The organism is Rhodococcus sp. 11-3, from assembly GCF_023704055.1.
Lineage (GTDB): Bacteria > Actinomycetota > Actinomycetes > Mycobacteriales > Mycobacteriaceae > Rhodococcus > Rhodococcus aetherivorans.
In genome coordinates, this window is the sequence record NZ_CP080406.1 from 3628011 (window position 1) to 3650433 (window position 22423).

General features: G+C 70.6%; 24 protein-coding genes and 1 other RNA gene. 13 read left to right on the forward strand and 12 right to left on the reverse strand.

The window, feature by feature from the left end; translation table 11 throughout:
- Positions 1-44: 44 nt before the first annotated feature.
- Entirely contained in the window at positions 45-1589 is a 1545-nt protein-coding gene (locus KZJ41_RS16915) for an alpha/beta hydrolase (RefSeq protein WP_251549327.1), read from the reverse strand.
- A gap of 192 nt (positions 1590-1781) precedes the next feature.
- On the opposite strand from KZJ41_RS16915, the gene panB reads away from it, so the two are divergent.
- From panB to pip, 3 genes are all read left to right on the forward strand, one after another.
- Entirely contained in the window at positions 1782-2630 is an 849-nt protein-coding gene (gene panB, locus KZJ41_RS16920; RefSeq protein ID WP_006947723.1) for a 3-methyl-2-oxobutanoate hydroxymethyltransferase, read from the forward strand.
- Positions 2631-2723: 93 nt separating this feature from the next.
- On the forward strand, positions 2724-3164 hold the full coding sequence (locus KZJ41_RS16925) for a hypothetical protein (RefSeq protein WP_251549329.1): 441 nt from the start codon (positions 2724-2726) through the stop codon (positions 3162-3164).
- Positions 3164-4123, forward strand: a complete 960-nt coding sequence (pip, locus tag KZJ41_RS16930) for a prolyl aminopeptidase (protein WP_251549331.1) — start codon at positions 3164-3166, stop codon at positions 4121-4123. The genes KZJ41_RS16925 and pip overlap by 1 nt, the downstream gene beginning before the upstream one ends.
- A 3-nt stretch (positions 4124-4126) precedes the next feature.
- Here pip and KZJ41_RS16935 read toward each other — a convergent pair whose 3' ends face one another.
- The 4 genes from KZJ41_RS16935 to rnpB all read right to left on the reverse strand — a co-directional run bounded on the left by KZJ41_RS16935 (position 4127) and on the right by rnpB (position 6981).
- On the reverse strand, positions 4127-4723 hold the full coding sequence (locus KZJ41_RS16935; RefSeq protein WP_006947713.1) for a CHAP domain-containing protein: 597 nt from the start codon (positions 4721-4723) through the stop codon (positions 4127-4129).
- A 27-nt stretch (positions 4724-4750) separates the two neighbouring features.
- Positions 4751-6160: an RNB domain-containing ribonuclease gene (locus KZJ41_RS16940; RefSeq protein WP_251549333.1), complete on the reverse strand. Its 1410-nt coding sequence runs from the start codon at positions 6158-6160 to the stop codon at positions 4751-4753.
- 16 nt (positions 6161-6176) lie between these two features.
- A complete protein-coding gene (locus tag KZJ41_RS16945; protein WP_006947711.1) occupies positions 6177-6356 on the reverse strand; it encodes a hypothetical protein in 180 nt (59 codons plus the stop codon).
- 211 nt (positions 6357-6567) lie between these two features.
- Positions 6568-6981: RNase P RNA component class A (gene rnpB / locus KZJ41_RS16950), an RNA gene on the reverse strand.
- A gap of 56 nt (positions 6982-7037) precedes the next feature.
- Here rnpB and KZJ41_RS16955 point away from each other — a divergent pair.
- Positions 7038-7562, forward strand: a complete 525-nt coding sequence (locus tag KZJ41_RS16955) for a DUF1697 domain-containing protein (RefSeq protein ID WP_044476616.1) — start codon at positions 7038-7040, stop codon at positions 7560-7562.
- 76 nt (positions 7563-7638) lie between these two features.
- On the opposite strand, the gene KZJ41_RS16960 is transcribed toward KZJ41_RS16955, so the two are convergent.
- The 3 genes from KZJ41_RS16960 to KZJ41_RS16970 all read right to left on the reverse strand — a co-directional run bounded on the left by KZJ41_RS16960 (position 7639) and on the right by KZJ41_RS16970 (position 10697).
- Entirely contained in the window at positions 7639-8742 is a 1104-nt protein-coding gene (locus KZJ41_RS16960) for a bifunctional RNase H/acid phosphatase (protein WP_006947709.1), read from the reverse strand.
- On the reverse strand, positions 8739-9476 hold the full coding sequence (locus KZJ41_RS16965) for a zinc ribbon domain-containing protein (protein ID WP_043800857.1): 738 nt from the start codon (positions 9474-9476) through the stop codon (positions 8739-8741). The genes KZJ41_RS16960 and KZJ41_RS16965 overlap by 4 nt, the downstream gene beginning before the upstream one ends.
- 87 nt (positions 9477-9563) lie before the next feature.
- Positions 9564-10697, reverse strand: coding sequence for a Nif3-like dinuclear metal center hexameric protein (locus tag KZJ41_RS16970; RefSeq protein ID WP_231772738.1), 1134 nt, complete (start codon positions 10695-10697; stop codon positions 9564-9566).
- A 79-nt stretch (positions 10698-10776) separates the two neighbouring features.
- On the opposite strand from KZJ41_RS16970, the gene KZJ41_RS16975 reads away from it, so the two are divergent.
- From KZJ41_RS16975 to KZJ41_RS16990, 4 genes are read left to right on the forward strand one after another with little or no spacing between them, the layout of a single operon-like run.
- Positions 10777-11478, forward strand: coding sequence for an HAD hydrolase-like protein (locus KZJ41_RS16975; protein WP_251549336.1), 702 nt, complete (start codon positions 10777-10779; stop codon positions 11476-11478).
- On the forward strand, positions 11468-11935 hold the full coding sequence (locus tag KZJ41_RS16980) for a low molecular weight protein-tyrosine-phosphatase (RefSeq protein WP_256997111.1): 468 nt from the start codon (positions 11468-11470) through the stop codon (positions 11933-11935). Before KZJ41_RS16975 ends, KZJ41_RS16980 begins: the two co-directional genes overlap by 11 nt.
- Before the next feature lie 28 nt (positions 11936-11963).
- On the forward strand, positions 11964-12803 hold the full coding sequence (locus KZJ41_RS16985; protein ID WP_006947694.1) for an SURF1 family protein: 840 nt from the start codon (positions 11964-11966) through the stop codon (positions 12801-12803).
- A 23-nt stretch (positions 12804-12826) separates the two neighbouring features.
- A complete protein-coding gene (locus KZJ41_RS16990) occupies positions 12827-13186 on the forward strand; it encodes a DUF5655 domain-containing protein (protein WP_006947692.1) in 360 nt (119 codons plus the stop codon).
- Positions 13187-13219: 33 nt separating this feature from the next.
- Here the strand turns inward: KZJ41_RS16990 and KZJ41_RS16995 are convergent, their stop codons facing one another.
- The 3 genes from KZJ41_RS16995 to KZJ41_RS17005 form a co-directional block, all read right to left on the reverse strand.
- Positions 13220-15058: a long-chain fatty acid--CoA ligase gene (locus tag KZJ41_RS16995; protein ID WP_006947691.1), complete on the reverse strand. Its 1839-nt coding sequence runs from the start codon at positions 15056-15058 to the stop codon at positions 13220-13222.
- Positions 15059-15122: 64 nt separating this feature from the next.
- Positions 15123-15398: a hypothetical protein gene (locus KZJ41_RS17000; RefSeq protein ID WP_251549338.1), complete on the reverse strand. Its 276-nt coding sequence runs from the start codon at positions 15396-15398 to the stop codon at positions 15123-15125.
- The gene (locus KZJ41_RS17005) at positions 15377-16792 is read right to left on the reverse strand and encodes an MFS transporter (RefSeq protein ID WP_251549340.1); all 1416 of its coding nucleotides are present in this window, start codon (positions 16790-16792) and stop codon (positions 15377-15379) included. Before KZJ41_RS17005 ends, KZJ41_RS17000 begins: the two co-directional genes overlap by 22 nt.
- Before the next feature lie 505 nt (positions 16793-17297).
- On the opposite strand from KZJ41_RS17005, the gene KZJ41_RS17010 reads away from it, so the two are divergent.
- The 4 genes from KZJ41_RS17010 to KZJ41_RS17025 all read left to right on the forward strand — a co-directional run bounded on the left by KZJ41_RS17010 (position 17298) and on the right by KZJ41_RS17025 (position 20462).
- Positions 17298-17609 (forward strand): hypothetical protein, encoded by a 312-nt coding sequence (locus KZJ41_RS17010; RefSeq protein WP_006947688.1) that lies wholly within the window; start codon positions 17298-17300, stop codon positions 17607-17609.
- Positions 17546-17905, forward strand: a complete 360-nt coding sequence (locus KZJ41_RS28605; protein ID WP_231386026.1) for a hypothetical protein — start codon at positions 17546-17548, stop codon at positions 17903-17905. Before KZJ41_RS17010 ends, KZJ41_RS28605 begins: the two co-directional genes overlap by 64 nt.
- A gap of 478 nt (positions 17906-18383) precedes the next feature.
- Positions 18384-19577 carry an IS110 family transposase gene (locus KZJ41_RS17020; RefSeq protein WP_006942124.1) on the forward strand — a complete coding sequence of 398 codons (1194 nt, stop codon included), beginning with the start codon at positions 18384-18386 and terminating at the stop codon, positions 19575-19577.
- Positions 19578-19847: 270 nt separating this feature from the next.
- Positions 19848-20462 (forward strand): hypothetical protein, encoded by a 615-nt coding sequence (locus tag KZJ41_RS17025; RefSeq protein WP_251549342.1) that lies wholly within the window; start codon positions 19848-19850, stop codon positions 20460-20462.
- A gap of 522 nt (positions 20463-20984) precedes the next feature.
- Here KZJ41_RS17025 and KZJ41_RS17030 read toward each other — a convergent pair.
- The gene (locus KZJ41_RS17030; protein ID WP_029544289.1) at positions 20985-21794 is read right to left on the reverse strand and encodes a hypothetical protein; all 810 of its coding nucleotides are present in this window, start codon (positions 21792-21794) and stop codon (positions 20985-20987) included.
- 309 nt (positions 21795-22103) lie between these two features.
- Between KZJ41_RS17030 and KZJ41_RS28465 the strand changes: the two genes are divergently transcribed.
- Positions 22104-22229: a hypothetical protein gene (locus KZJ41_RS28465; RefSeq protein WP_256997112.1), complete on the forward strand. Its 126-nt coding sequence runs from the start codon at positions 22104-22106 to the stop codon at positions 22227-22229.
- Positions 22230-22423 lie beyond the last annotated feature (194 nt).

A 22423-nucleotide genomic window follows, 5' to 3' on the forward strand; every position in this document is an offset into this window, starting at 1 on the left:
TCCGCGGGTTGTGGCCCCGGCGTGTCGCTCACATCGTCGCGCCGTCAGCACCGCGGGTCCGCCGCCGGCGCCTGCCCGGTCACGAAATACCTGATCACCGGGTCGTCGACGCAGGCCTCGCCGTCGAGCACGACGGTGTGCTGGGTACCCGTGAAGGTGACGAGTGCGCCGCCGAGTTGCCGCGCGAGGTCCACCCCCGCCTGGTACGGCGTTGCGGGATCCTCGGTGGTGGAGACGACGAGCACGGTCGGCAGGCCCGGCACGTCCGGGGTGTGCGGCTCACCGGTGTGCGGCACCGGCCAGAAGGCGCACAGATCCCGCGGCGCGGCGCCGCTCGCGCGGCCGTCGTCGAGGAACGGCGCGGCCTGCCGGTACAGCCGGTCGGCCTCGGCCGCGACGGCCGCGTCCGTCACCGGCGGGTCGTCCACGCACCGGATCGCGTTGAAGGCATCGGTGGAGTTGGTATAGGTGCCGTCGTCGCCGCGTCCCTCGTACAGGTCGGCGAGCAGCAGCAACGTGTCGCCCCGGCCCTCGGTCAGCGCCGCGAGCCCCGCCCGCAGCGAGCCCCACAGCCGCGGCGAGTACAGACCCTGCTGCACCCCGGTGATCGCGTCCCGGTGGCTCAGGCCGCGCGGATCCGTGGTCTCCGCGGGCGCCGCGATCAGCGGGTCCACCAGGGCCCGGAACCGGCCCACCGCCGCGGCCGGGTCGGTGCCGAGCGCACAGTCGTCGTAGCGGGCGCAGTCCGCCGCAAACGCGTCGAACGCCGTCTGGAATCCGGCCGCCTGCAGCAGGACCTCGTCGAGGGGGTCCTGCTCGGGGTCGAGCGCACCGTCGAGCACCATCGTTCGCACCCGGTCGGGGAAGGTCTCCGCATAGAGCGTGCCGATCCGGGTGCCGTACGAGAACCCGAGGTAGTTCAGTTTCTCGTCGCCGAGGACGGAGCGGAGCACGTCGATGTCGCGCACGACCTCGCGGGTGCCCACGTGGGCGAGCAGGCCGGTCTCGGCGCGCTGCGCGCAGGCGTCGGCATAGTCGCGGTGCCGCTGTTCCGCGCGCGCGATGCCCTCGGGGCTCATGTCGCCGTCGTCGGACGCGCGGTCGGCGTCCGCCTCGGCGTCGGTGCGGCAGCGCACTGCGGGCTCGGAGGCCCCGACGCCGCGGGGATCGAATCCGATCATGTCGAACCGGTCGGTCAACTCGGTGCCGTCGGCAACGGTGGCGAGCCCGATCCCGGCCGCACCCGGCCCGCCGGGATTGACGAGCAGCGAGCCGATCCGCTGCCCGGACGCGGGCGAGCGGGAGATCGCCACCGTGATCGTCTCCCCGTTCGGGTCGTCGTAGTCCAGCGGCACCGTGATCCGCGCGCACTGCACGCCGCGGGGCAGTTGCTCGGCGTCGGGGCCGTAGTCCCGGCAGGACCCCCACTGCACCTGCTGCGCGTAGAACTGCTCGAGGCCGGCCGGGGCGCCGATCGGCGACGTCCGCGGCGGCGCGGTCTCGGTCGTGGTGCTGCAGCCGGCGGCGAGCAGCACCGCGGCGGTCAGCGCGACGGCGCGCGCCGGGACGCGGAGAGAAGGGGACGACACCCAGCGATGGTGCCACGGGGCAGCATCCGCGCCGACGCGGCCGGTTCGGGTCCGGTCCGCCGCCGCATCCGGCGGATGTGACCAATCGCACCGCCGGCGCCGCTACTGCCCGAATGGAGCCGGTGGCAGACTGAGACCGTCATCACCCAACCCGGGGACCCGCACGGGCCTCGAGGCAGAAAGGGACCTCTGATGTCCGAATCCACCGCTGCCCTCTACGGCGGCTCCGCCCCGTCCGCCGCCCCTCGGCGCAAGACGCGGGTCCATCACCTGCAGGCCATGAAGGCCGAGGGTCGTCGCTGGGCCGAACTGACGGCGTACGACTACTCGAGCGCCCGCATCTTCGAGGAAGCCGGCATCCCGGTGCTGCTCGTGGGCGACTCCGCCGCCAACGTCGTCTACGGCTACGACACCACCGTGCCGGTCACGGTCGACGAAATGCTCCCCCTGGTGCGCGGCGTGGTGCGCGGCGCGCCGCACGCCCTGGTGATCGCCGACCTGCCGTTCGGCACCTACGAGGCGTCGCCCGAGCAGGCTCTCGCCACCGCCATCCGCTTCATGAAGGAGGGCGGCGCCCACGCCGTCAAGCTCGAGGGCGGCGAGCGGGTCGCCGCGCAGATCGCCGCGATCGCCGCCGCCGGCATCCCCGTCCAGGCCCACGTCGGGTTCACCCCGCAGTCGGTCAACAGCCTCGGCGGATTCCGCGTGCAGGGCCGCGGCGACGGCGCCGAACAGCTCATCGCCGACGCCATCGCCGTGCAGGAGGCCGGCGCCTTCTCCGTGGTCATGGAGATGGTGCCCGCCGACATCGCCGGCCAGGTCACCCGCAAGCTGACCATCCCCACGGTCGGGATCGGTGCCGGCAACGAGTGTGACGCCCAGGTCCTCGTGTGGCAGGACATGGCCGGCTACACCAGCGGCAAGACCGCGAAGTTCGTCAAGAAGTTCGGCAGCGTGGGCGACGAGCTGCGCCGCGCCGCGGCCGAATATGCTGCAGAGGTGGCGGCCGGGACGTTCCCCGGTCCCGAGCATTCCTTCTGATCCGGCAGGACGAGGGGAACCTGCGGCCGGTCCGGCCGGAGGTTCCGCTCACCCGTAGGCCCGGGCCTTACCGACCCGCGAGGTGCACCCCACATGATTCGTCCCCGTCGCACACTGCTCGCCGTTGCCGTCGCCGGTGCGACGATCGCCGCCCTGGGCGGGTGCGCGTCCGGCGGTCAGCCCGCCCCCACCGGCTCGACCACCGCGTCGGCGCAGCCGACGACCGGCACCGGCGCGGCGGCCGAGCCGAGCGCGCTGCCCGGTGGGGTCACCGAGGCCCAGGCCGCCGAGCTGTGCTCGCAGATGGAGGCCCAGCTGCAGAGCTGGCGGACCTACACCCCGTCCATGAGCAAGCCCGGCTTGAACCTGCTGGTCGGCGAGTGGGCGGCCCGCAACGGGATCGACATGCTGGCGCTCGCCCAGGACCGTGACCGTGTCGACACGATCGCCTCGGCCCAGTGTCCGGAGGTGCGCAGCCAGGCGCTCGAGGCCCTGCAGATCCCGACCCTCGCCTCCGCGCTGGTCGGCTTCTGATGCCGTTGCGGCGGCCGTACCCGCCGGTCGAGCCGTACGAGCAGGGCCTGCTCGACGTCGGCGACGGCCAGCGCATCTACTGGGAGGTCAGCGGGAATCCCGCCGGCAAGCCGGTGGTGTTCCTGCACGGCGGTCCGGGCGGCGGCACCATGCCCGCCCACCGGCAGTTCTTCGATCCGGAGGCGTACCGGATCGTGCTGTTCGATCAGCGCGGCTGCGGTCGGTCGGTGCCGCACGTCGCCGAGGGCGCGGATCTGTCCGCCAACACCACCGAGTATCTGCTCACCGACATCGAGACCCTGCGGCGACGTCTGGGGATCGGCCGCTGGCAGGTGTTCGGCGGCTCGTGGGGGTCGACGCTGGCCCTGGCCTATGCGCAGCGCCACCCGCACCGGGTCACCGAGCTGGTGCTGCGCGGCATCTTCCTGCTGCGCAGCAGCGAGATCGACTGGTATTACAACGGTGGCGCCGGACAACTGTTCCCCGAGCTGTGGGAGCGTTTCCTGGAGCCGCTGGCCGGGGCGCCGGACGGTGAGCATCCCGTCGACACGTACCACCGGCTGCTGCATTCGCCCGACCCCGACGTCGCGCTGCGGGCCGCCGTGGCGTGGTCGACGTGGGAGGGGGCGACCAGCGCCCTGCTGCCCACCCCGGAACGGATCGTGGAGACGTCGGAACCGCGTTTCGCTCTGGCGTTCGCGCGCATCGAGAACCACTACTTCCGCAACCGTGGCTTCCTCGAGGAGGGGCAGCTGCTGCGCGACGCCGGACGGCTGCGCACCATCCCCGGCGTGATCGTGCAGGGTCGCTACGACGTGGTCTGCCCCGCGACGAGCGCGTGGGAACTGCACAAGGCGTGGTCCGGCTCGGAACTCGTCGTCGTCGACGACGCCGGGCACGCCGCGAACGAGCCCGGCATCACCCATCACCTGCTCGAGGCGACCGACCGCTTCCGCTGATCCTCACCCGAGGCGGCCGAACCCGACGACCGCCGAGTCGGACGTGACGTCGACGGTGTGGACGCGGATGCGGCCGAGTTCGTTGCCGCCGACCGTCGTCGCGGTGTCGCCGTCGACCGCGACGACGATGTTGGTGTGCTGGCCGACCCACAGCTCGTTCTCGTACAGCACCACGTCGCCCACCGCCGGCCGGTACCCGTCGCCGGCCGGTTCGAATCGTCCGACCGACTCGTAGTACTCCTGCAGGGTGTACACGCCGGGGATCCGCCAGTGCCCGGAATGCGGATTGGCCAGCGGCCGATCCGCTTCCCGCATGATCCAGCTGACGAAGTTCGCGCACCAGGGCTCCTCGGCGCCCTCGGAGTAGAACGTCCCGGGCCGCTGCGTCCGGTGTTCGTCCTCGAGCAACTCCACGATCCGCGCCTGCGGGAGCGTCAACGCCGACGTGTCCACGTCCGGGAAGTCGGCGGTGTCCCAGGGCAGATACCGGCTCGGTGCCACGCGGAACACCAGCACCGCCAGGACCACGAGCACCGTCGTGAGGACGGCGAGGCCGACGAGCAGGCCCCGCGGCCGGCGCGGCGGTCGGGACGCGTTCACGGCCGCCGCTCCCGCCCGGCAGCGACGTCACGCCGGGTACGCAAACCGCACCTTCCGGGCCTGCGGGTCGGCGTGCGTCAGCCGGATCCGGATCCGGCTGCCCTCCTTCGGCTCGCCGGCGCACGGGGCGATCACGGTGGCGTCGGGCACGAACACCTCGGCGTCCCGGCGGCCGTTCGCCGCACGCAGGACCGTCGCCTCGAACGACTCCCCCACGTGCGGGGCGAGGACCGTCGCCTCGGTGAGTTCGATGCACGCACGGGTCACCTTCCCGGCGAGCGCGTCGGAGCCGGACATCGTCTCGGGAAGCTCCGGGAGCACGGCGCGCACCGGGTCCGGCACGTCGGTGCCCGCGCAGAGCGCCAGGCACACCTCCGTCACGAACCGGTCGGCCAGCCGCCGCAGCGGCGCGGTGACGTGTGCGTACGGCGCACCGATCGCCCCGTGTCCCGGCTGCTCCGGAATCGCACCGTCGAACGCCACGTACGACGCGCCGCGCAGCAGCGCCGGGGCCTCGCTCATCAGCACCAGGGTGCCGGGCAGGTTCACGTCGAGGCCGGCCAGGAAGGTACCCACCGGCACCTGGTCCGGCCACGGCACTCCCAGGGCGGAGGCGGTGCGCCGCAGTTGCGCCACGGCCTCGGGAGCGGCCGGCGGCAGGGTCCGCAGCAGCCCGATCCGCGCGTCGAGCATCAGTCGCGCCGCACACATCCCGGTCAGCAGCGACACGTGCGAGTTCCAGTCGTCGACCTCGGTGCGCGGCTGGGTGGTCAGCCGCCAGCCGTTCCCGTCGGCGACCACGTCCTGCTCGGGCAGGCGCAGTTCGATCGCGCCGCGTGCGCGGGCCGCGGCCTCGCGGAACCGGCCGAACTCGGATAGTGCCGCGATCGACGGGTGCACGACCCCGGCGTCGACGCCGGCCTGCACTCCGGCGTAATCGAACCGGGCGACGGACCGGACCAGTGCGCGCCGCACGCTCACATCCACGGGCTCGGCGGCGTCGTCGAGAACGATGCGCCACAGCGCCGCCGGACGCACGCGGCCGGGGAGGAGGCTGGCCGAATCCTCGGACAACGGCCGGGGGTGCAGCGGGACCGACCCGTCGGGCAGATAGTAGGTCTGTCCGCGGCGCCGGCTCTCGCGGTCGAGCGCGCCGTCGGGTGCGACGACGGCCGCGACGTCGGCGATCGCGTAGTGCAGGACGAAGCCGTCGACGGTGCGCTCGAGGTGCAGCGCCTGGTCGAGATCCATCGAGCCCGGCGGATCGATGGTCACCAGGGGCAGATCCGTGCGGTCCACCCGCGCGGCGGACCAGCGGTCGACCGCGGCCTCGGCCTCGGCGACGGCGGCCAGGGGATAACTGTCGTCGAGCGCGAACTCGGCGCGGACGGCACCGAAGTCGATCGCGGGCGCGACGACGATGCGGGTGTTCGTCACCGTGCTGGGGAACCGCTCAGCGGTTCCACTCCTCGTCGGCCTCGTCCGCGGCCTTGTTGCGCTCGGCCGCGATCTCGAGTGCCCGTTCGGCGGTGGCGCGGTCCGGATACGGCCCCATGCGGTTCAGCGCACTGGGGTCCTTTCCCTGGCTGACCTTTCCGGTGTGGACGTCGTAGTACCAGCCCTCGTCGCTCATGACTCCCAGTCTGCCCCAACCGACGCCGAGTTTCGGGGTAACCCGCACGCGCGGCGCGGCTGGTACCGTCGGCCCCTGGTCCCCGCTCGACGACTCGAAAGGCACCGCATGTCGTACCTGCTCTACGACTTCCTGCTCCCCTACCTGGGGCACGAGGCCGCCTCCTACTGGGCGCACCTGCTGGTCGTCGCCCCGATCTGAGCCGGGTGGGCGGACGAGCCGGCCTGTAAGCCGGATCCTGTACCCCGCCGAGGCGGGGTGGCGACCATCCATCTGGGCACACCGTCGCCGGGTACCTCGAGCGGTTCACCCGCAGGCTCGGGCGAGCAGCCCTCGGACACCTGCGCAGCCGCACCGAACGAGTCGGTGCGGCCTTCAACCTTGCTCCGGGCGGGGTTTACCGAGCCGCCCCGGTCACCCGGGGCGCTGGTGCGCTCTTACCGCACCGTTTCACCCTTACCCACCCCGAGGGGTGGGCGGTCTGTTCTCTGTGGCACTGTCCCGCGAGTCACCTCGGGTTGCCGTTAGCAACCGCCCTGCTCTGTGGAGTCCGGACTTTCCTCGATCCAGGGCCTGGCACCGCCACGGTGCCGGTTCCCTGAGCCGCGGTCGCCCGGCCAACTCGTCCGCGTCGATCAGGGTACTGCCTCACCTGTCTCGAATGCGAACTACGGTACCGCCATGGCGAGATATGTGGCCCTGCTGCGGGGAATCAACGTCGGTGGCATCACCATCGCGATGGCGGATCTGAAGGACGTGTTCGCCGGGCTCGGTTTCGGCAACGTCCGCACCGTGCTCGCTTCGGGCAACGTGGTGTTCGATGCCGACACCGCCGACACCGCCGAAGCGAAGGCCCGGATCGAGGCGGCCCTGCGTGATCGATTCGGGTACGAGGCGTTCGTGTTCGTCCACGATCAGGCGGCCGTCGCGGCGATCGTCGACGCCTACCCGTTCGAGGAGCGTGACGGCCGGCACGCGTACGCGGTGTTCGTCGCCGATCCCGCGGTTCTGGACGAACTGGCGGCGACGGCGGAGGGTCTCGACCCGGCGGTCGAACGCGTCGCCCGGGGCAACGGCGTCCTCTACTGGGACGTCGAGCGCGGGCAGACGGTCAAGAGCGCCTTCGGCCGGAACACCGGCAAACCGCGCTACAAGGCGGTGACCACGACGCGGAACCTGCGCACGCTCCGAAAACTCCAGGTGTGAGCGGCCGGGACGCTGCCGGCGGTGTGTCCTTCGGGCGGTGGGCGCAGCCCGAAAGACACACCGGCGCCGACGGCGCCTACAGGTGCGACGTGTCGTTGACCAGCCGCACGGCCGCGCCGCCGTCGGGATAGAACTCGGCGATGCTCAGCGACGCGAGGTCCAGGTGCAGGCGGTACAGCAGCGACGGCCCCGCGTCGAGCGCCATCTGCAGCAGTGTCTTGATCGGCGTGACGTGGGAGACGACGAGCACGTTCGCCCCGCCGTACTCCGCGACCAGATCGTCGCGGACGGTGGCGAGACGGCCGCGGACCTCGTCGAAGCTCTCCCCACCCGGCGGGCGCACCGACGTGTCCCCGAGCCAGCGCCGGTGCAGATCGGGATCGCGCTGCGCCGCCTCGAGGAAGGTCAGCCCCTCCCACTTGCCGAAGTCGGTCTCGATGAGGCCCTCGTGCACCGTCACGGGCAGACCGAGCGCCGACGCCGCGGCATCGGCGGTCTCCCGGGCCCGCCCGAGCGGCGACGACACCACCGCGGCGACGTTGCCGCGCTCGCCGATGCGACGCGCGGCCGCGCGGGCCTGCGCACGGCCCAGTTCCGTCAGCGGCGGGTTGCCGCGGCCGGAGTAGCGGCGCTCCACCGACAGCGGGGTCTGCCCGTGCCGCAGCAGCAGCATCCGGGTGGGCGTGCCGACAGCGCCGGTCCAGCCGGGCGACTTCACCGGTGGGGCCGCCGATTCCGGTGTGGGAGAAGCGGATTCGGAACCCGAAGCAACCGACGCGGCGGCGTCCATCGCCTCGTTGGCGAGCCGGTCGGCGTAGGCGTTCTCCGCGCGTGGCACCCAGGTGAACTCGACCCGCGAGAATCCCCGGGCCAGCTCGCGGGCGCGGGCGGCGAGCGGAATCATGTCCGGGTGCTTGATCTTCCATCGGCCCGACATCTGCTCGACGACGAGCTTGGAATCCATCCGGACGTCGACCTCGTCGGCCCCGAGTTCGGCGGCGGCGGTCAATCCGGCAATCAGGCCCTGGTATTCGGCCACGTTGTTGGTGGCGCGGCCGATGCTCGCGCTGCGCTCGGCCAGCACCGCCTCATGGTCGGCGCCGAAGACCACCGCACCGTAGCCGGCGGGGCCCGGGTTGCCGCGCGAGCCGCCGTCGGCCTCGACAACTACCCGGCTCAAATCCCGGATTCCTTGGTACGCACCAGGATCGCGTTGCACTCGGGGCAACGTACGAGGACCTCGGGGGCGGCGGCGGCGATGCGAGCGATCTCGCCGCGGTCGAGCTCGAGGCGGCATGCGCCGCACCGGCGCGCCTGCAGCAGGGCCGCGCCGATGCCCGTCTTCGTCCGCTGCGCCTCGTACTGGTCGACCAGCTCGGCCGGGAAAGCCTCCACGAGTGCCGCGCGGTCGCTCAGGCACCGCTGCTCGGCGACCTCGATGTCGGCGAGCGCCTCGTCGCGCAGGCGGACCGCGTCGGCGAGTTCCTCGTCGACGCTCGACAACCGCGCGCCGGCGTGGTCGTGATCGGCCTTGGATGCCTCCCGGCGTTCCATGACCTCGAGCAGCTCGTCCTCGAGCAGGGCCTGCCGGCGTTCGAGGCTGGTCAGCTCGTGCTGGAGTTCGGACAGCTGCTTGGCGCCCACTCCGCCGGCGGCGAGGAGCTTGCGGTCGCGATCCTCCCGCTGGCGGACCGCCTCGACCTCCCCCTCGAGCTTGCGAATGTCGCGGTCGAGGTCGTCGAGGATGATCTCGACAGCGACGGCGGCGTCCCGGCGCGCGGTGCGTTCCGCCTCGAGCCGCTCGACCTCCTGCTGTTCGGGCAGGGTGCGGCGCCGGTGCGCCAGGCGGGTCACCTCGGTGTCCACAGCGGCGAGGGCCAGGAGCTTGGACTGCACGGCGGGTTCGACGTTCACTCGGCGGGTTCCTGCTTTCGGCGACGAGATCAAGGGGGGGTGGTAGCTGCCTACCGTACCGCGCGGCCGGTCACGGGGAACCCGGACCTACCGGGCTGCGGTGGTCCAGGGATCGGTGCGCAGCGCGCTGACGCGGGTCGACCAGCCGTCGCGGTCGGCGAACACGTCGTCGAGCACACCCTTCGCCTGGGCGCACCACGGGTACTCGCTGGCCCAGTGCGCGACGTCGACAAGCGCGGGGCCGCCGGCGCGCAGGTGCTCGTCGGCGGGATGGTGCCGCAGGTCCGCGGTGACGTAGGCATCGACGCCGAGCCGGCCGACGGTGCCGAGGAAGGAGTCGCCGGAGCCGCCGCACACCGCAACGGTGCCGATCATCCGGTCGGGGTCGCCGGCACCGCGCACCCCCCACTCGGTGGCCGGCAGTGCGGCCGCGACCCGCTCGGTGAACTCGCGCAGCGTCTGCGGCGCCGGGAGTTCTCCGACCCGGCCGAGACCTCGGGAGCCGGGCAGATCGGCGAGTTCGAGCACGTCGAACGCGGGTTCCTCGTACGGGTGCGCCGCGCGCAGGGCAGCAAGCACCCGGCCGCGCACCGATCGCGGGGCCACGACCTCGATGCGGTCCTCGGCCAGGCGTTCGAGTTCGCCGACGGTGCCGACCGCCGGATCCGCCCCGGCCTCGGGACGGAACTGTCCGGTCCCGGAGGTGGTCCAGGAGCACTCGCGGTAGTTCCCGAGCCGGCCCGCACCGGCGTCGAACAGGGCGGCGCGCACCGTCTCGGCCGAGTCGGCGGGCACGAGGACCACCCACTTGTCGACCGCCGGTTCGGGCTTGGGTTCGATCGGCCGCAGGCCGGTCAGGCCGAGCGCCTGTGCCAGCGCATCGGACACGCCCGGGTCGGCACGGTCGGCGTTGGTGTGGGCGGTGAACAGCGCGCAGCCGCCTCGGATGAGCCGGTGGATCAGGGCGCCCTTCGGGGTGTGCGCGCCGACGGTGTCGACGCCGCGCAGCAGCAGCGGGTGGTGCACGAGGAGCAACTGCGCACCCCAGGCCAGGGCTTCGTCGACGACGGCGGCGGTCGCGTCGACCGCGAGCAGGACCCTGCTCACGGGCTCGGAGGGATCACCGGCGACCAGCCCGACGGAGTCCCACGACTCGGCCAGCGACGGCGGATAGGCCGTCTCGAGCACGTCGATCACCTCGCGCAGCGCCACCGCCGTCACCGCTCCTCCTTCGTCGTCTCCCGGGTGCTGCCCGAGACCCTACGCGGCGGGCTTCGCCGGGAGCCGGGACAATGGGGACGTGACGACTCTCGCCGACCTGCATCCACTGCTGCTGCCCGCGCCCGTCGTGCTGTTCGACCTCGACGGCACCCTCACGGACTCGGCGGCGGGCGTGCTCGACGGGTTCCGGCATGCGCTCGCCACGGTGGGCGTTCCGGAACCGGCGCACGACGAGCCACAGCGGGTCCTCGGTCCGCCGATGATCGACACACTGCGCGGGCTCGGTCTCGACGAACAGCAGGTGGATCGGGCGCTGACCGCGTACGTCGAGCGCTACGACGCGCGCGGCTGGGCGGAGAACTCCGTGTTCGACGGGGTGGCGGCGATGCTCGAGCGGGTGCGCGACGCCGGGAGCCGGCTCGCCGTCGCGACGTCGAAGAACCAGGGCTTCGCCGTCCGCATCCTCGAGCACTTCGGGCTGGCCGCCCACTTCGAGTTCATCGGCGGCGCGAGCGACGACGGGAGCCGGCGGGCGAAGTCGGACGTGATCGCGCACAGTCTGGCCTCGCTCGGGGTGGACCCGGTCGCCGCGGAGGACGGCGGCACCGCGGGCGTGGTCATGGTCGGCGACCGCGAGCACGACGTGACGGGCGCGGCGCGGTGGGGTATTCCGACGGTGTTCGTCGAGTGGGGGTACGGCGCCGACGACGAGGCGGCCGTCGCCCACCGGTCCACGGCGAGCGTCGACGAACTGACGAGGATGCTGACCGGTGACCGCTGAGCGCCTGCACGTGACGTTCGTGTGCACCGGCAACATCTGCCGGTCGCCGATGGCCGAGAAGATCTTCGCCGAGCACCTCCGCCGGGCCGGTCTCGCCGAGCGCGTGCGGGTCACCAGCGCCGGCACCGGCGACTGGCACGCCGGCGAGGACGCGGATCCACGCACCACGGACCTGTTGCGGCGGCACGGCTACCCGACCGGGCACTGCGCCCGGCGCGTGACCGACGAGCAGCTCGCCGCCGATCTGGTGGTCGCACTGGACGCCGGCCACGACCGGGTGCTCGCGCAGCTCGGGGTGCCCGCCGAGCGCCGGGTGCTGCTGCGCAGCTTCGACCCGGACGCCGAGGGCGAGTCGGTACCGGATCCGTACTACGGCGACCGGCACGAGTTCGAACTGGTCCGGCAGCAGATCGAGGCGGCGATCCCGGGCCTGCTCGACTGGGTGCGACGGCAATGAGGCCCGCGTCACCGGTTACCGTGGTTACGTGCGACGACTGACGTTCCTGCTCCGCCCGAGCTGGCTGGTGCTGGCCCTGGTGGTGGGCGGCTTCGCCTACGCGTGCTTCACCGTGCTCGCGCCGTGGCAGCTCGGCAAGAACACCACCACCGAGGAGCGCAACGACCGGATCACCGCCTCGCTGGCCACGGACCCCGTGCCGGTGGAGGAGCTGCTGACCGGTGCCGCGCCGGCACCGGAGGACGAGTGGCGGCGCGTCGTCGCGACCGGGTCCTACCTCCCGGATTCGGACCTGCTGGTGCGGTTGCGCAGCGTCGAGTCCTCCCCCGCCTACGAGGTGCTCACGCCGTTCCGGCTCGCCGACGGCCGCACCGTCCTGGTGAACCGTGGATACGTGCGCCCGGAGCGGGGCACCGAGATCCCCGGGTTCGCCCCGGCACCGGCCGGTCCGGTGACCGTCGACGCCCGCCTGCGGATGTCCGAGGGGACCGCCGAGGGCAAGACCCCGTTCCGCGACGCCGGCCACACCCAGGTCTACTCGATCGACCCTGCGCAGATCGCGGCGTTCACCGGCCTGGAGCTGACGGGCGGATACCTGCAGCTGTCCGAGAACCAGGCCGGGGGGCTGGGCACGATCCCGTTGCCGCAGCTCGACGCCGGCCCCTACCTGTCGTACGGGCTGCAGTGGGTGGCGTTCGGGATCATGGCGCCGCTGGGCCTGGGGTACTTCGTATGGGCGGAGCTGCGCGAGCGCCGCAAGCGGAAGGACCCGGCGCCGGCCGCCGCCCCCGAGGCCGAACCGGTGCCCGCTCCGGTGGAGCGCAGCACCGAAGACAAGCTCGCCGACCGTTACGGCCGGTCCCGTTGAGCCACCCAGGCGAGGAGCCCGCGATGCACGCGACGATCGACGACTACCTGGCCGACAAGGATGCCGCCGCCGTCGACATGTTCTGCCGGCTCCGCACGCTCGTGCTGGGCCTCGGCGACGACGTCGAGGAGCAGGTCCGCACCGCCGAGGTGCGGTGGGGGCGCGGTCGCGTGTTCGCGGCGGCATTCGTCTATTCGTCGCGGCTCGAGATCGCGATCGACCTGCCGCGGCGGGTCCATCACCCGCAGCTGCGGGAGGCCTTTCCGACCACCGGAAAGGTGACGACCCACCGGTTGAGCATCGCCACCCCGGATCAGCTCGACGACGGCGTCGTCGCGTTGCTGGCGGAGGCGTACGCCACGGTCGGCGCAAGCACCCGATAGCAGGTTCCGCAGGGCGGTGAGCCGCGACGGGCGTCAGACGTAGAGCTGCTCGATCCGGTCGGCGAAATTGTCGACCACCAGCTTGCGGCGCAGCTTCATGCTGGGCGTCAGATCCCCCGCCTCGATGGACAGCTCCCGGTCGAGGACCGTGAACTTCTTGATCTGCTCCCAGCGGTTGAGCCGGTCGTTGAGCCGGTCGATGCAGCCGGCGATCAGCTCGCGGGTCCGCTCGTCCCGGGCGATCTCACCGAACTCCCTGCCGGCCATGCCGTTCTTGTCCGCCCACTCTGTGATCGCCTCGGCATCGAGACCGACGAGGGCGACGCAGTAGGGCCGGCTCTCGCCGTACACGACGATCTCGCTGGCATAGGGGCAGATGCCCTTGAAGGTGGCGGAGATCGCGGACGGCGCGACGTACTTGCCCTGGCTGGTCTTGAACAGATCCTTCTTGCGGTCCGTGATCCGCAGGAACCCGTCGGCGTCGAGTTCCCCGATGTCGCCGGTGTGGAACCAGCCGTCGGGTTCGAGGGCCTCTGCGGTGGCATCGGGCCGCTCGTGGTAGCCGTCCATGACGCCCGGCCCGCGCAGCAGTACCTCCCCGTCGCCGGCGATCCGCACCTCCGTGCCCGGGAAGGGCCAGCCGACGGTGCCGAGCCGGTACGCGTACGGGCGGTTGATGAACGACGCGGCGGACGTCTCGGTCAGGCCGTACCCCTCGAGGATGATGATGCCGGCGGCGTCGAACCACTGCGCCACGGCACGGTCGAGCGGGGCCGCCGCCGAGACGAAGAACCGCAGGCGACCGCCGAAACGCTCCTTGATGGTGGAGAACACGAGACGGTCGGCGAGCCGATACCGGAGCCGGTCGAGGCGAGAGGGTGCGCGGTCCTCCTGCCGGGCCTGCGAGACACGCAGTCCGACGCCGAGGGCCCAGTCGAAGATCTTCTTCTTCGCCCCGCCCTCCTCGGCGATCATCGCCTCGATGCGGGCGTGTGCCTTCTCGAAGATGCGCGGCGCCGCGCCCATGAAGGTGGGATGCACGACGGCGAGGTTCTCGACGATCTTCTCGACGCGGCCGTCGATCACGGTGGTGAAACCGATCTGCAGGGGCAGCGCCAGCATGACCTTGCCGAAGGCGTGCGACAGCGGCAGCCAGAGGAAGTTCAGATCGTCGGGTCCCAGGATGTTCACCGCGTCGACGGCCGCAGCCGTGTACGTCCACCCCGAATGCGGCAGCAGCACGCCCTTCGGCTTCCCGGTGGTGCCGGAGGTGTACATGATGCTGGCCAACTGTTCGGGCCGGATCGCGTCGACCCGGTCGGCGACGACGCGGGGCGACTCGGCAAGCAGTTTCCGGCCCCTGTCCTCCAGGTCGGCGAGGCTGATGACCCAGTCCCCGTCGCCCTCGCCGTCGATGACCACCACGGTCCGCACCTTCGGCAGGTCGGCGCGGTGGGCGACGAGCTTGTCGACCTGGGTCCGGTCCTCCGCGATCACGACGCCGCTGCCCGAATTGGCGACGATGAAGGCGACGTCGGGGGCGTTGGTCGTGGGGTAGATCGTGGTGGTCGCGGCACCGGCGCACATCACCGCGAAGTCGGCGAGCACCCATTCGTACCGGGTCGACGACGCGACCGCGACCGGATCCTGAGGCTGGACCCCCAGGGCGATCAGGCCCGCGGCGAGCGTGTCGACCCGCTCGCCCACCTGCCTCCAGGTCACGCTCTCCCAGCCGTCACCCTTCGGATACCGGAAGGCCTCGGCCTCGGGAGTCGCCGCAACCCGGTCGACGAACAGCCGGGCCACCGACGGCGCCCGGTTGTCGAGCTTCGAAGAGTCCACCGGTTCGTCCGCCACCCGCAGCGCAGCCATGCGCCGAGTGTAGGACTGTCCCGGTCTCCGACGTGGGCGGTTGCGCAAACGAGGGCGCCCCCGGTCACCGACGCCGGGCAGGTACCCGCGGGAGTCGTAGCGCGACAACGTAGCCGACGGTCGACATGACCGCCATGGCGCCGACGGCGAAGGTCAGGGCCCGGTTCCTGGCGTCGGCGTTGATCCGCACGAGCTCGTCGGCAGCGGGACCCCCGACGCCCCGTGCCGCGAGGTTGGCACCGACCTGGTCGTCGCTCAGCGCGGTGACCTGGACCTGCTGGTCTACCGTCTGCTGGACGAGCTGCTTCTCCGCGGCGTTCAGCACGGCGCTGTCGTCCACCCCGACTGGAACGAGGAGACCAGCGCCGTCGTCAGGAACGCACCGGCCAGTGCCACTCCGAGTGAGCTCCCGAGGTAGTTGATGCTCCGCGACAGGCCCGTCACGTCGCTCACCTCCTCCGCCGGCGGCGTCGACTGGATCAGGTCGGTCAGCGTCATCGTCATGCCCTGGCCGACACCGAGGAGGAAGAGCCCCGGCGCGAGCGCCAGGCCCGTCGCGGTCTGCCCCGTCTCGCGCGGGTCGAACATGGCGGCGACCGCGACGCAGCCCGCGATCATGAACAGGAACGACCACAGCTGGGCGGTCCGATGAGTCATTCGGCGGCCGGCGACGAGCCGGGCCGCCGCCGAGGCGGCGACGATCAGCCCCAGCGTCACGGGCAGCATGGCAAGGCCGCTCCACAGCGCGTCGAAACCCAGCGTCGTCTGCAGGAAGACCGGCACCAGGAACAGGACACCCGCGGTCACCAGCGCCTGCATCGCCAGGGTCTCCGAGCCGGCCCGCGTCGTCCGATTTCGCAGCACCGCGATCCGCACCAGCGGATCTCGACCGTTCGTGACGAGGTGGCGCTCCCACGCGGCGAACGCGACCAGGACCACCAGCCCGGCGCCGCCCAGTACGAGCACGGGCGACACCCCGCCCCGTTCGAGCACCGTGTACCCGAGCACCTCGAAGTCCTGCCGGGCCCGGACCAGGCCGTACCTGCCGGCCAGCAGCGTCCCGACGACGAGGAGCCCGAATCCGGTCGCGGACAGCACCGCTCCCAGGACGTCGAACCCTCGATCCTCCGCCGGAACGCTGCGTCGCCCCGGTTCGGCGACCCGGCGCATGAGGAGCAGCACGACAACCGTCACCACGGTTCCCATGAGGAACGACACCCGCCAGCTCAGGAAACTGGTGATCACGCCACCGACGATGGGGCCTGCCGCCGCGGCGACCCCGCCGACCGTCCCGATCGTCGACAACGCCCTCGTCCGCGTGGCGCCGGTCAGGGCGTCGGTGAGCAGGGCAAGCATGGCCGGGATCATGAGTGCCACGCCGATCCCCTGGAGCAGGGACCAGCCGACCAACATGAAGACGATACTCGGGCCGACGGCAGTGATGAGCGTGCCGAGCCCGAAGATCTGCGCGCCCAGGACGAAGGTTCGTCGGTAGCCGAGACGGCCTCCGAGCTTGCTGCTCGTGATCAGGAACGCGGCGATGACGAGGGAGTACAGCGAGATCGCCGACTGTACGGCGGTCAGAGTGGTCTGCAGATCCGCGACTATGGCCGACATGGCCACGTTCATGGCGGTCGAGTTGTAGACCATCAGGAAGTTCTGGACCGCAAGGGGGAGGAACAGGGCTCCGGCGACGCCCGGTCCCGGTGTGCCGGTCCTTCCGCCGCCGTTCACGTCGGCATGGGCGACGACCCTGATGCCGCCGCGCCCGCGCGGACACCGACTGCTGCCGCGGCCGCGGCGGACACAACGGAAAGGGCGATGCCCGGAAAAGCGGGTGCCACCCCGGCGGACGACGTTGCGGTACCACGAAGTCGCACGACGAGCCTCGATTCTGCCCGTGGCCGGTGGCATCACGACCGGCCCGTGAGCTCGACGGTACGACCTCCGGACGGCCCGACGGCGAGAATCGGCGACGTGCCTGGTTCCGCCGTTCGACCACGATCTCGCGACTCCGTTCAGTCTGGGCCACAACAGGTCCGAAGGGTCGAGCCGGGAGTGGTCGGTCAGGCGGTGTGCTGATCGGAGACACCCGGCCGGCGCTGCCGGCTCCCCGAGCGGCCATCGGCGGTACGTATCCGCGAAGGTGGAGGATAGAAGTCCCACAGACGCGTCACATCTCATCGATGCCCACTCCCGTCTGCGAAAGCGCAGACCTGTCTCAGGCAGATGGAACGTGATGGACGAGGTAAGCGGTGCGATCCGATTCCCGGCCGCGTTCACCGCGATCGAGAACCATTTCACATGGAAGCTCCAGACCGACGACGGCCGGACCGGCTTCGTCCGGATGGCCGAGGACTACGCGCGGCGACACCACACCCGGCTCGATCTGCCGGCGTTGCGCGCGTTCGCCGATCTGCGTAACGCCCGCAACGCCCACTCGCGTCTTTCGGATTCGACGATCCGCTCCGCTCGGTCCTCGAGGAGATCCGCCGGCACCACTACTCGCAGTTTCCCATCTGCGACGACCGCACCTACCGCGGTCTGCTGACCACCAACTGCATCGCACGCTGGCTCGCACACCGCCTGGCCACCGACGAGATCGTCGAAGGCGAGACCGTGGGCGCGGCACCGGAGTTCGTCGAGCCCCACGATCGAGCCATCCATCTGTCCCGCAAGACGACCGTGCCGCAGGCCCTCAAGAAACTCTCCCCACCCGCCGACGGCGGACTCCCGCCGACCGCCTTGATCATCACGCACAGCGGCAAGCCCCACGAGAGCCCACTGTCCCTCGTCGTCGCGGACGACCTGCCGGTCCTGGTCGCCGCGATGAGCGCGGGAACATAACTGGGCACATTGCCGATACTCCTGTCGACGGCGGCAACTCGATTCCGACCGGGAGGTCCCCGTGAGACCCGGCGAAGTGCGGCTCGGCCAAGGAGTCTGGTGGGCCGAGGAATATTGGCGGGTGATGGGCGTCTACGACGACGGCAGACTGCTGCGCCTGGCGAGACCGACCCACTTCGAGGACGGCAGCTTCTCGTTCACCGAAAACGTGGTCAACGACGTACCCGTCGAGTTCGTCTCGCCCGTTACGTTATTTACGGTCCTTCGCAGAAGGACTCCGGTCGCCAGACCCGGTATGACTCCTTGCCCCTGTCTCTCGCATGATCCGGGGGGTGGTGTCGCCGGGTGTGGTGGCGTCGACGGACCGCTGATAGGGACACGGCCAACCGAAGTAGGGTAGGTCTCTTTGTAACGTGGGTGTCGGGCGTCGATGCCGGATCGGCGACCGGCCGACCGAGACACAAGGGACGACCCGGGAATGGACTCGAACTATGCGGTGTACTGCGGCATCGACGTCGGCAAAGGTGAGCACCACGCCGTCGGACTGACTGCCGCCGGAAAGAAGGTCTACGACAAGGCGTTGCCGAACGACGAAGCGAAGCTGCGGGCGGTCTTCGACCGCCTGGCCAGCCACGGATCGGTGCTGGTGGTCGTCGACCAACCCAATACGATCGGCGCCCTGCCGGTCACCGTGGCCCGCGCCTGCGACCACGAGGTCGGCTACCTGCCCGGACTGGCGATGCGCCGCATCGCCGACCTGTACCCCGGACAGGCGAAAACAGACGCCCGCGACGCCTTCATCATCGCCGATACCGCCCGCACCATGCCGCACACCCTGCGCCGGGTCGACACCGGCGTCGAGGCCCTCGCCGAGCTCGAGGTCCTCGTCGGGTTCGACGACGATCTCGCCGGCGAGGCCACCCGGGTCAGCAACCGGATCCGCGGTCTGCTCACTTCCATCCACCCCGCCCTCGAGCGGGTCCTCGGCCCCCGGGTGGCACACCCGGCGGTCCTCGAGATCCTCTCCCGCTGCGGCGGGCCGGCCGGAATCCGCAAGGTCGGCAAGCGCAAACTCACCGCGATCGCGGTCAAGCACGCACCCCGCATGGGCACCCGACTTGTCGGTGAGATCCTTGCCGCCCTCGACGAGCAGACCGTGGTCGTGCCCGGCACCCAGGCCGCGGAGACCATCCTCCCCAAACTCGCCGACACCCTGAAAGAGACTCTCCAGCAACGGAAAATGGTTGCCGAGGACGTGGAGAGGGCGCTCGATGAACACCCTCTTTCCCGGGTCCTGACCTCGATGCCCGGCATCGGTTTCAGGACAGCAGCCCGGGTCTTGATCGAGGTCGGTGACGGCTCCGCCTTCGCCTCCGCCGCCCATCTGGCGGCCTACGCCGGCATCGCACCGGTCACCCGTAAATCGGGCTCCTCGATCCGTGGCGAGCACCCGGCCCGCTCCGGCAACAAAAAGCTCAAACGCGCGCTGTTCCTGTCCGCATTCTCCGCCCTCCACGACCCCACCAGTCGCGCCTACTACGACAAAAAGCGTGCCGAGAAGAAAAAGCACAACGCGGCCCTGATCTGCCTCGCCCGACGCCGCTGCGACGTTCTCTACGCCATGCTGAAAAACAGGGAACTCTACCGGGCACCACTCCCCTCAGCGGCTTGACAGGAACCATAGGGACACCCCCCGACTCGCGTGGACCCGGCTGGACATAGCAGGCGACGACAGCGCCACTCCGGGTCACGAAGAGGGAATCGTGAGATCACTCTGCCCAACGGCATCGTCATCGAGGACGACGACCCATCCGCTGCCGCGGCCGCTGCCCTCGCGGGCCTCGCACCCGTCGTTGACGATGCCGGCCCCGCCCCGAATGACGTCCCGGACGAGGAATCCGCCGGTTGCTCGGAGGACGCGGCACTCGAAGCCCTGCACATCGTGCGTGCTCGACCGAAGCCGGTGACCGTCACGTACCTCGCCAGGAGATCGGGCATCACCCCGGAGGACGCCCTGGAACGACTCGCGATGCTTGTCGTGATGGGCCGGGTCGAGCAACTGTCCGACGGCATCTACCGCCCGATCGACAACGTCAACGACGTCGACGAGAGCGAGCCTCGGGACACCGCGGCGATGAATGCCGGCACCCCGGCCGAGGAGTCCGAGACGGTGCCCTCCGCGGAACCCGACCCCTTCGATGCGATCATGACTTTCAGGCGTGAGGTGCAAGCCCTGCTACCGACCCGACGTGACCGCGAGACCTACGACCTGTTCGTCTCCCGACGCAAGCGTTTGTCGAGTGCACGTGCCGCTGCGCTGCTCGAGCCGTCCCATCGTCGGGCGATACAGGCTCGGCTCGACGACGACCGCGACCGGCAAACCTTCGAGTTGTTCGTCGAGAACGACGCCTTCCAGTCGGAGGGCACGGTCGCCGGTTCGCTCTTCATCACCCGCCGTGAGGCCGAGGACCGGCTGCAAAGACTGGTCGCGCGCGGAGTCATCGGACGCAAACCAACCGGCTACGGGACCTACCACCGCTACTACACCATCGACTGACTTTCTCCGAGTAGGCGAACAGTGCCGGACTGCACCCTTCAGGCGCTCATAGACGGTCGGAAACAACGCCACCAGCAGCTTCTGCGACATCCTCTGGTTGTCGAGGATCTGCGCCGACCGGTCCGCCGAGGAGTCCATAGCTCCCGATCACCGCGGCGAGGAATTCACTGTGCAGGTCCTGGCTCGCCGAGAACGGCTGCATGGTGCCGTCTGCGCCTGCTGCAGGGTCTCGGACTCCTCGAGCCGGTCCCGAATGTAGGTGACGACGTTGCGCACGCTCGAGTCGGGGTGGTCACCGGAGCAGGCACTGCGGGACCGGCGCATACCCGAGGGGGCGACGAACGAGCGGCACTCGTTACCCGCCGGAACGATTCGAGGATCGGGTCGGGCAGTCGGCGCAGCGCCGGACGGCTGCCGGGCCGTGTAGTCCGTACGCTGTGCCGTCCATCCGGCCTCACTGCGGAGCGGCTGAGAGGGCGGGGAAGACCACGCGGTAGACGGACGGAACGGCACCTCCGGGCGTCAGTCGCCGGTCCCTCCGAACTCGGGAGGGGTGTCGCGGTAGGTGAACGGTTCCAACGTCACCATTGCGCCGGTGCCTTCGTCACCGTCGACGAGTTGGGCCGCCGTGGCTCGGAATTCCACGCCGACGGTCCTCACGTACCCGTCCGCCTCCCACTGCCCGACCCTCCACCGCAAGTAGTCCCGCAGATCGTCCAAGCTCGCGAAGAACGTCACCGACTTGGGTGCGAGAACCACGCCGTCCTGCCGCCACGACTCTTCCAGGCCGTAGTAGCCGCGGGTGTGGCCGGCCCAGACCTCGTCGAGGGGCACAATCAATTCACTGGGATCGCGTATCGGAACAGGACGCCATCCGTCCTTCGCGGGCTTGCCCTCGAGCACACGATCGGGTGCGCCACTGAGCGTCACGAGGGCCTGCATCTCGGCATCCGGCAGTTCGCGGAACGCCGCGGGGCCGTTGACTGCATTCGAGCTCTCCAGGGGCGTCCCCGCTTTTCGCTCGTGCACCGGGAACGCCGGCGTCAGCCAGTGGATGGGCTGCAAGTAGATTCTGCGAACGCCGGGCTCCCCAGTCAGCTTGGTGACCGTGCAGAACCCGACCACGGACTTCGAATCGGTCTGATAGGCCGCCACCACGTCCCCGGCCGTCACTTCTTCGGCGAGATGCTTGGACACCTCACCCGACAGCGTCGAGTAGTCCCCGCCCCACTCGACAGGTGCACCTCGACTGAACACGCCCCGTAGCCAGTCACCGTAATATCCGGACGGCCCGCCTTCCGCGGCGTTGCACTTGTAGAGCCAGAACCCCATCTCTACCTCTCCCGGTGACCGCAACAGACCGAAGCTGGGCCTTCCCAGTCCGGGGTAACCTCGCGAACTCCGCCTACCCGTTTCTGTGCCTTTCAAAAGCGGCGGGTCCTCGATTGGGAGAATCGGCCGCCGGTGGCTGGTGCCGCCCGCACAATCGCAACCACGGAGCTGGACGGTAATGACCTCGGAAGGCTGCGCCGAGTCGCGGACCCACTCAGTGTCCCGACGTCAGAAGCAGGTGATTTCACGCCCTGGCTTGTCGAGAACATCGACCTCCCGGCTGAGTAGCTCGAGAGGCCGTTGACGGTCGTGTCCACACAGGTCGCTGTCGGCGAATTCTGCTTCGACATCCAGGCGGAGGACGACAACGGCCGCACCGTCGTCATCGAGAACCAACTCGAGCGAACCGATCACGGGCACCTGGGCAGAGCCTGATGTACGCAGCCGGCTTCGACGCCGCGGCCATCGTTTGGGTATCGACACGGTCGGTGAAGATCACCGAAGCGCGCTCGACTGGCTCAACGAACGCACTGACAGCTCGGTCGGCTGTTCGACGACGACCTCGAGGCGGTCGCGAGCGCCCTCTCGGAGGCGCGAGCTCGGGCGAATGTGGGCAAAAGCCCTTCCGG

What these genes read in the sequence shown, in the direction of transcription:
- panB (WP_006947723.1), top strand. Translation starts at nt 1,782, where the DNA reads ATGTCCGAATCCACCGCTGCCCTCTACGGCGGCTCCGCCCCGTCCGCC.
- KZJ41_RS16925 (WP_251549329.1), top strand. Translation starts at nt 2,724, where the DNA reads ATGATTCGTCCCCGTCGCACACTGCTCGCCGTTGCCGTCGCCGGTGCG.
- pip (WP_251549331.1), top strand. Translation starts at nt 3,164, where the DNA reads ATGCCGTTGCGGCGGCCGTACCCGCCGGTCGAGCCGTACGAGCAGGGC.
- KZJ41_RS16945 (WP_006947711.1), bottom strand. Translation starts at nt 6,356, where the DNA reads ATGAGCGACGAGGGCTGGTACTACGACGTCCACACCGGAAAGGTCAGC.
- KZJ41_RS16955 (WP_044476616.1), top strand. Translation starts at nt 7,038, where the DNA reads ATGGCGAGATATGTGGCCCTGCTGCGGGGAATCAACGTCGGTGGCATC.
- KZJ41_RS16990 (WP_006947692.1), top strand. Translation starts at nt 12,827, where the DNA reads ATGCACGCGACGATCGACGACTACCTGGCCGACAAGGATGCCGCCGCC.
- KZJ41_RS16995 (WP_006947691.1), bottom strand. Translation starts at nt 15,058, where the DNA reads ATGGCTGCGCTGCGGGTGGCGGACGAACCGGTGGACTCTTCGAAGCTC.
- KZJ41_RS17010 (WP_006947688.1), top strand. Translation starts at nt 17,298, where the DNA reads ATGGACGAGGTAAGCGGTGCGATCCGATTCCCGGCCGCGTTCACCGCG.
- KZJ41_RS17020 (WP_006942124.1), top strand. Translation starts at nt 18,384, where the DNA reads ATGGACTCGAACTATGCGGTGTACTGCGGCATCGACGTCGGCAAAGGT.
- KZJ41_RS17030 (WP_029544289.1), bottom strand. Translation starts at nt 21,794, where the DNA reads ATGGGGTTCTGGCTCTACAAGTGCAACGCCGCGGAAGGCGGGCCGTCC.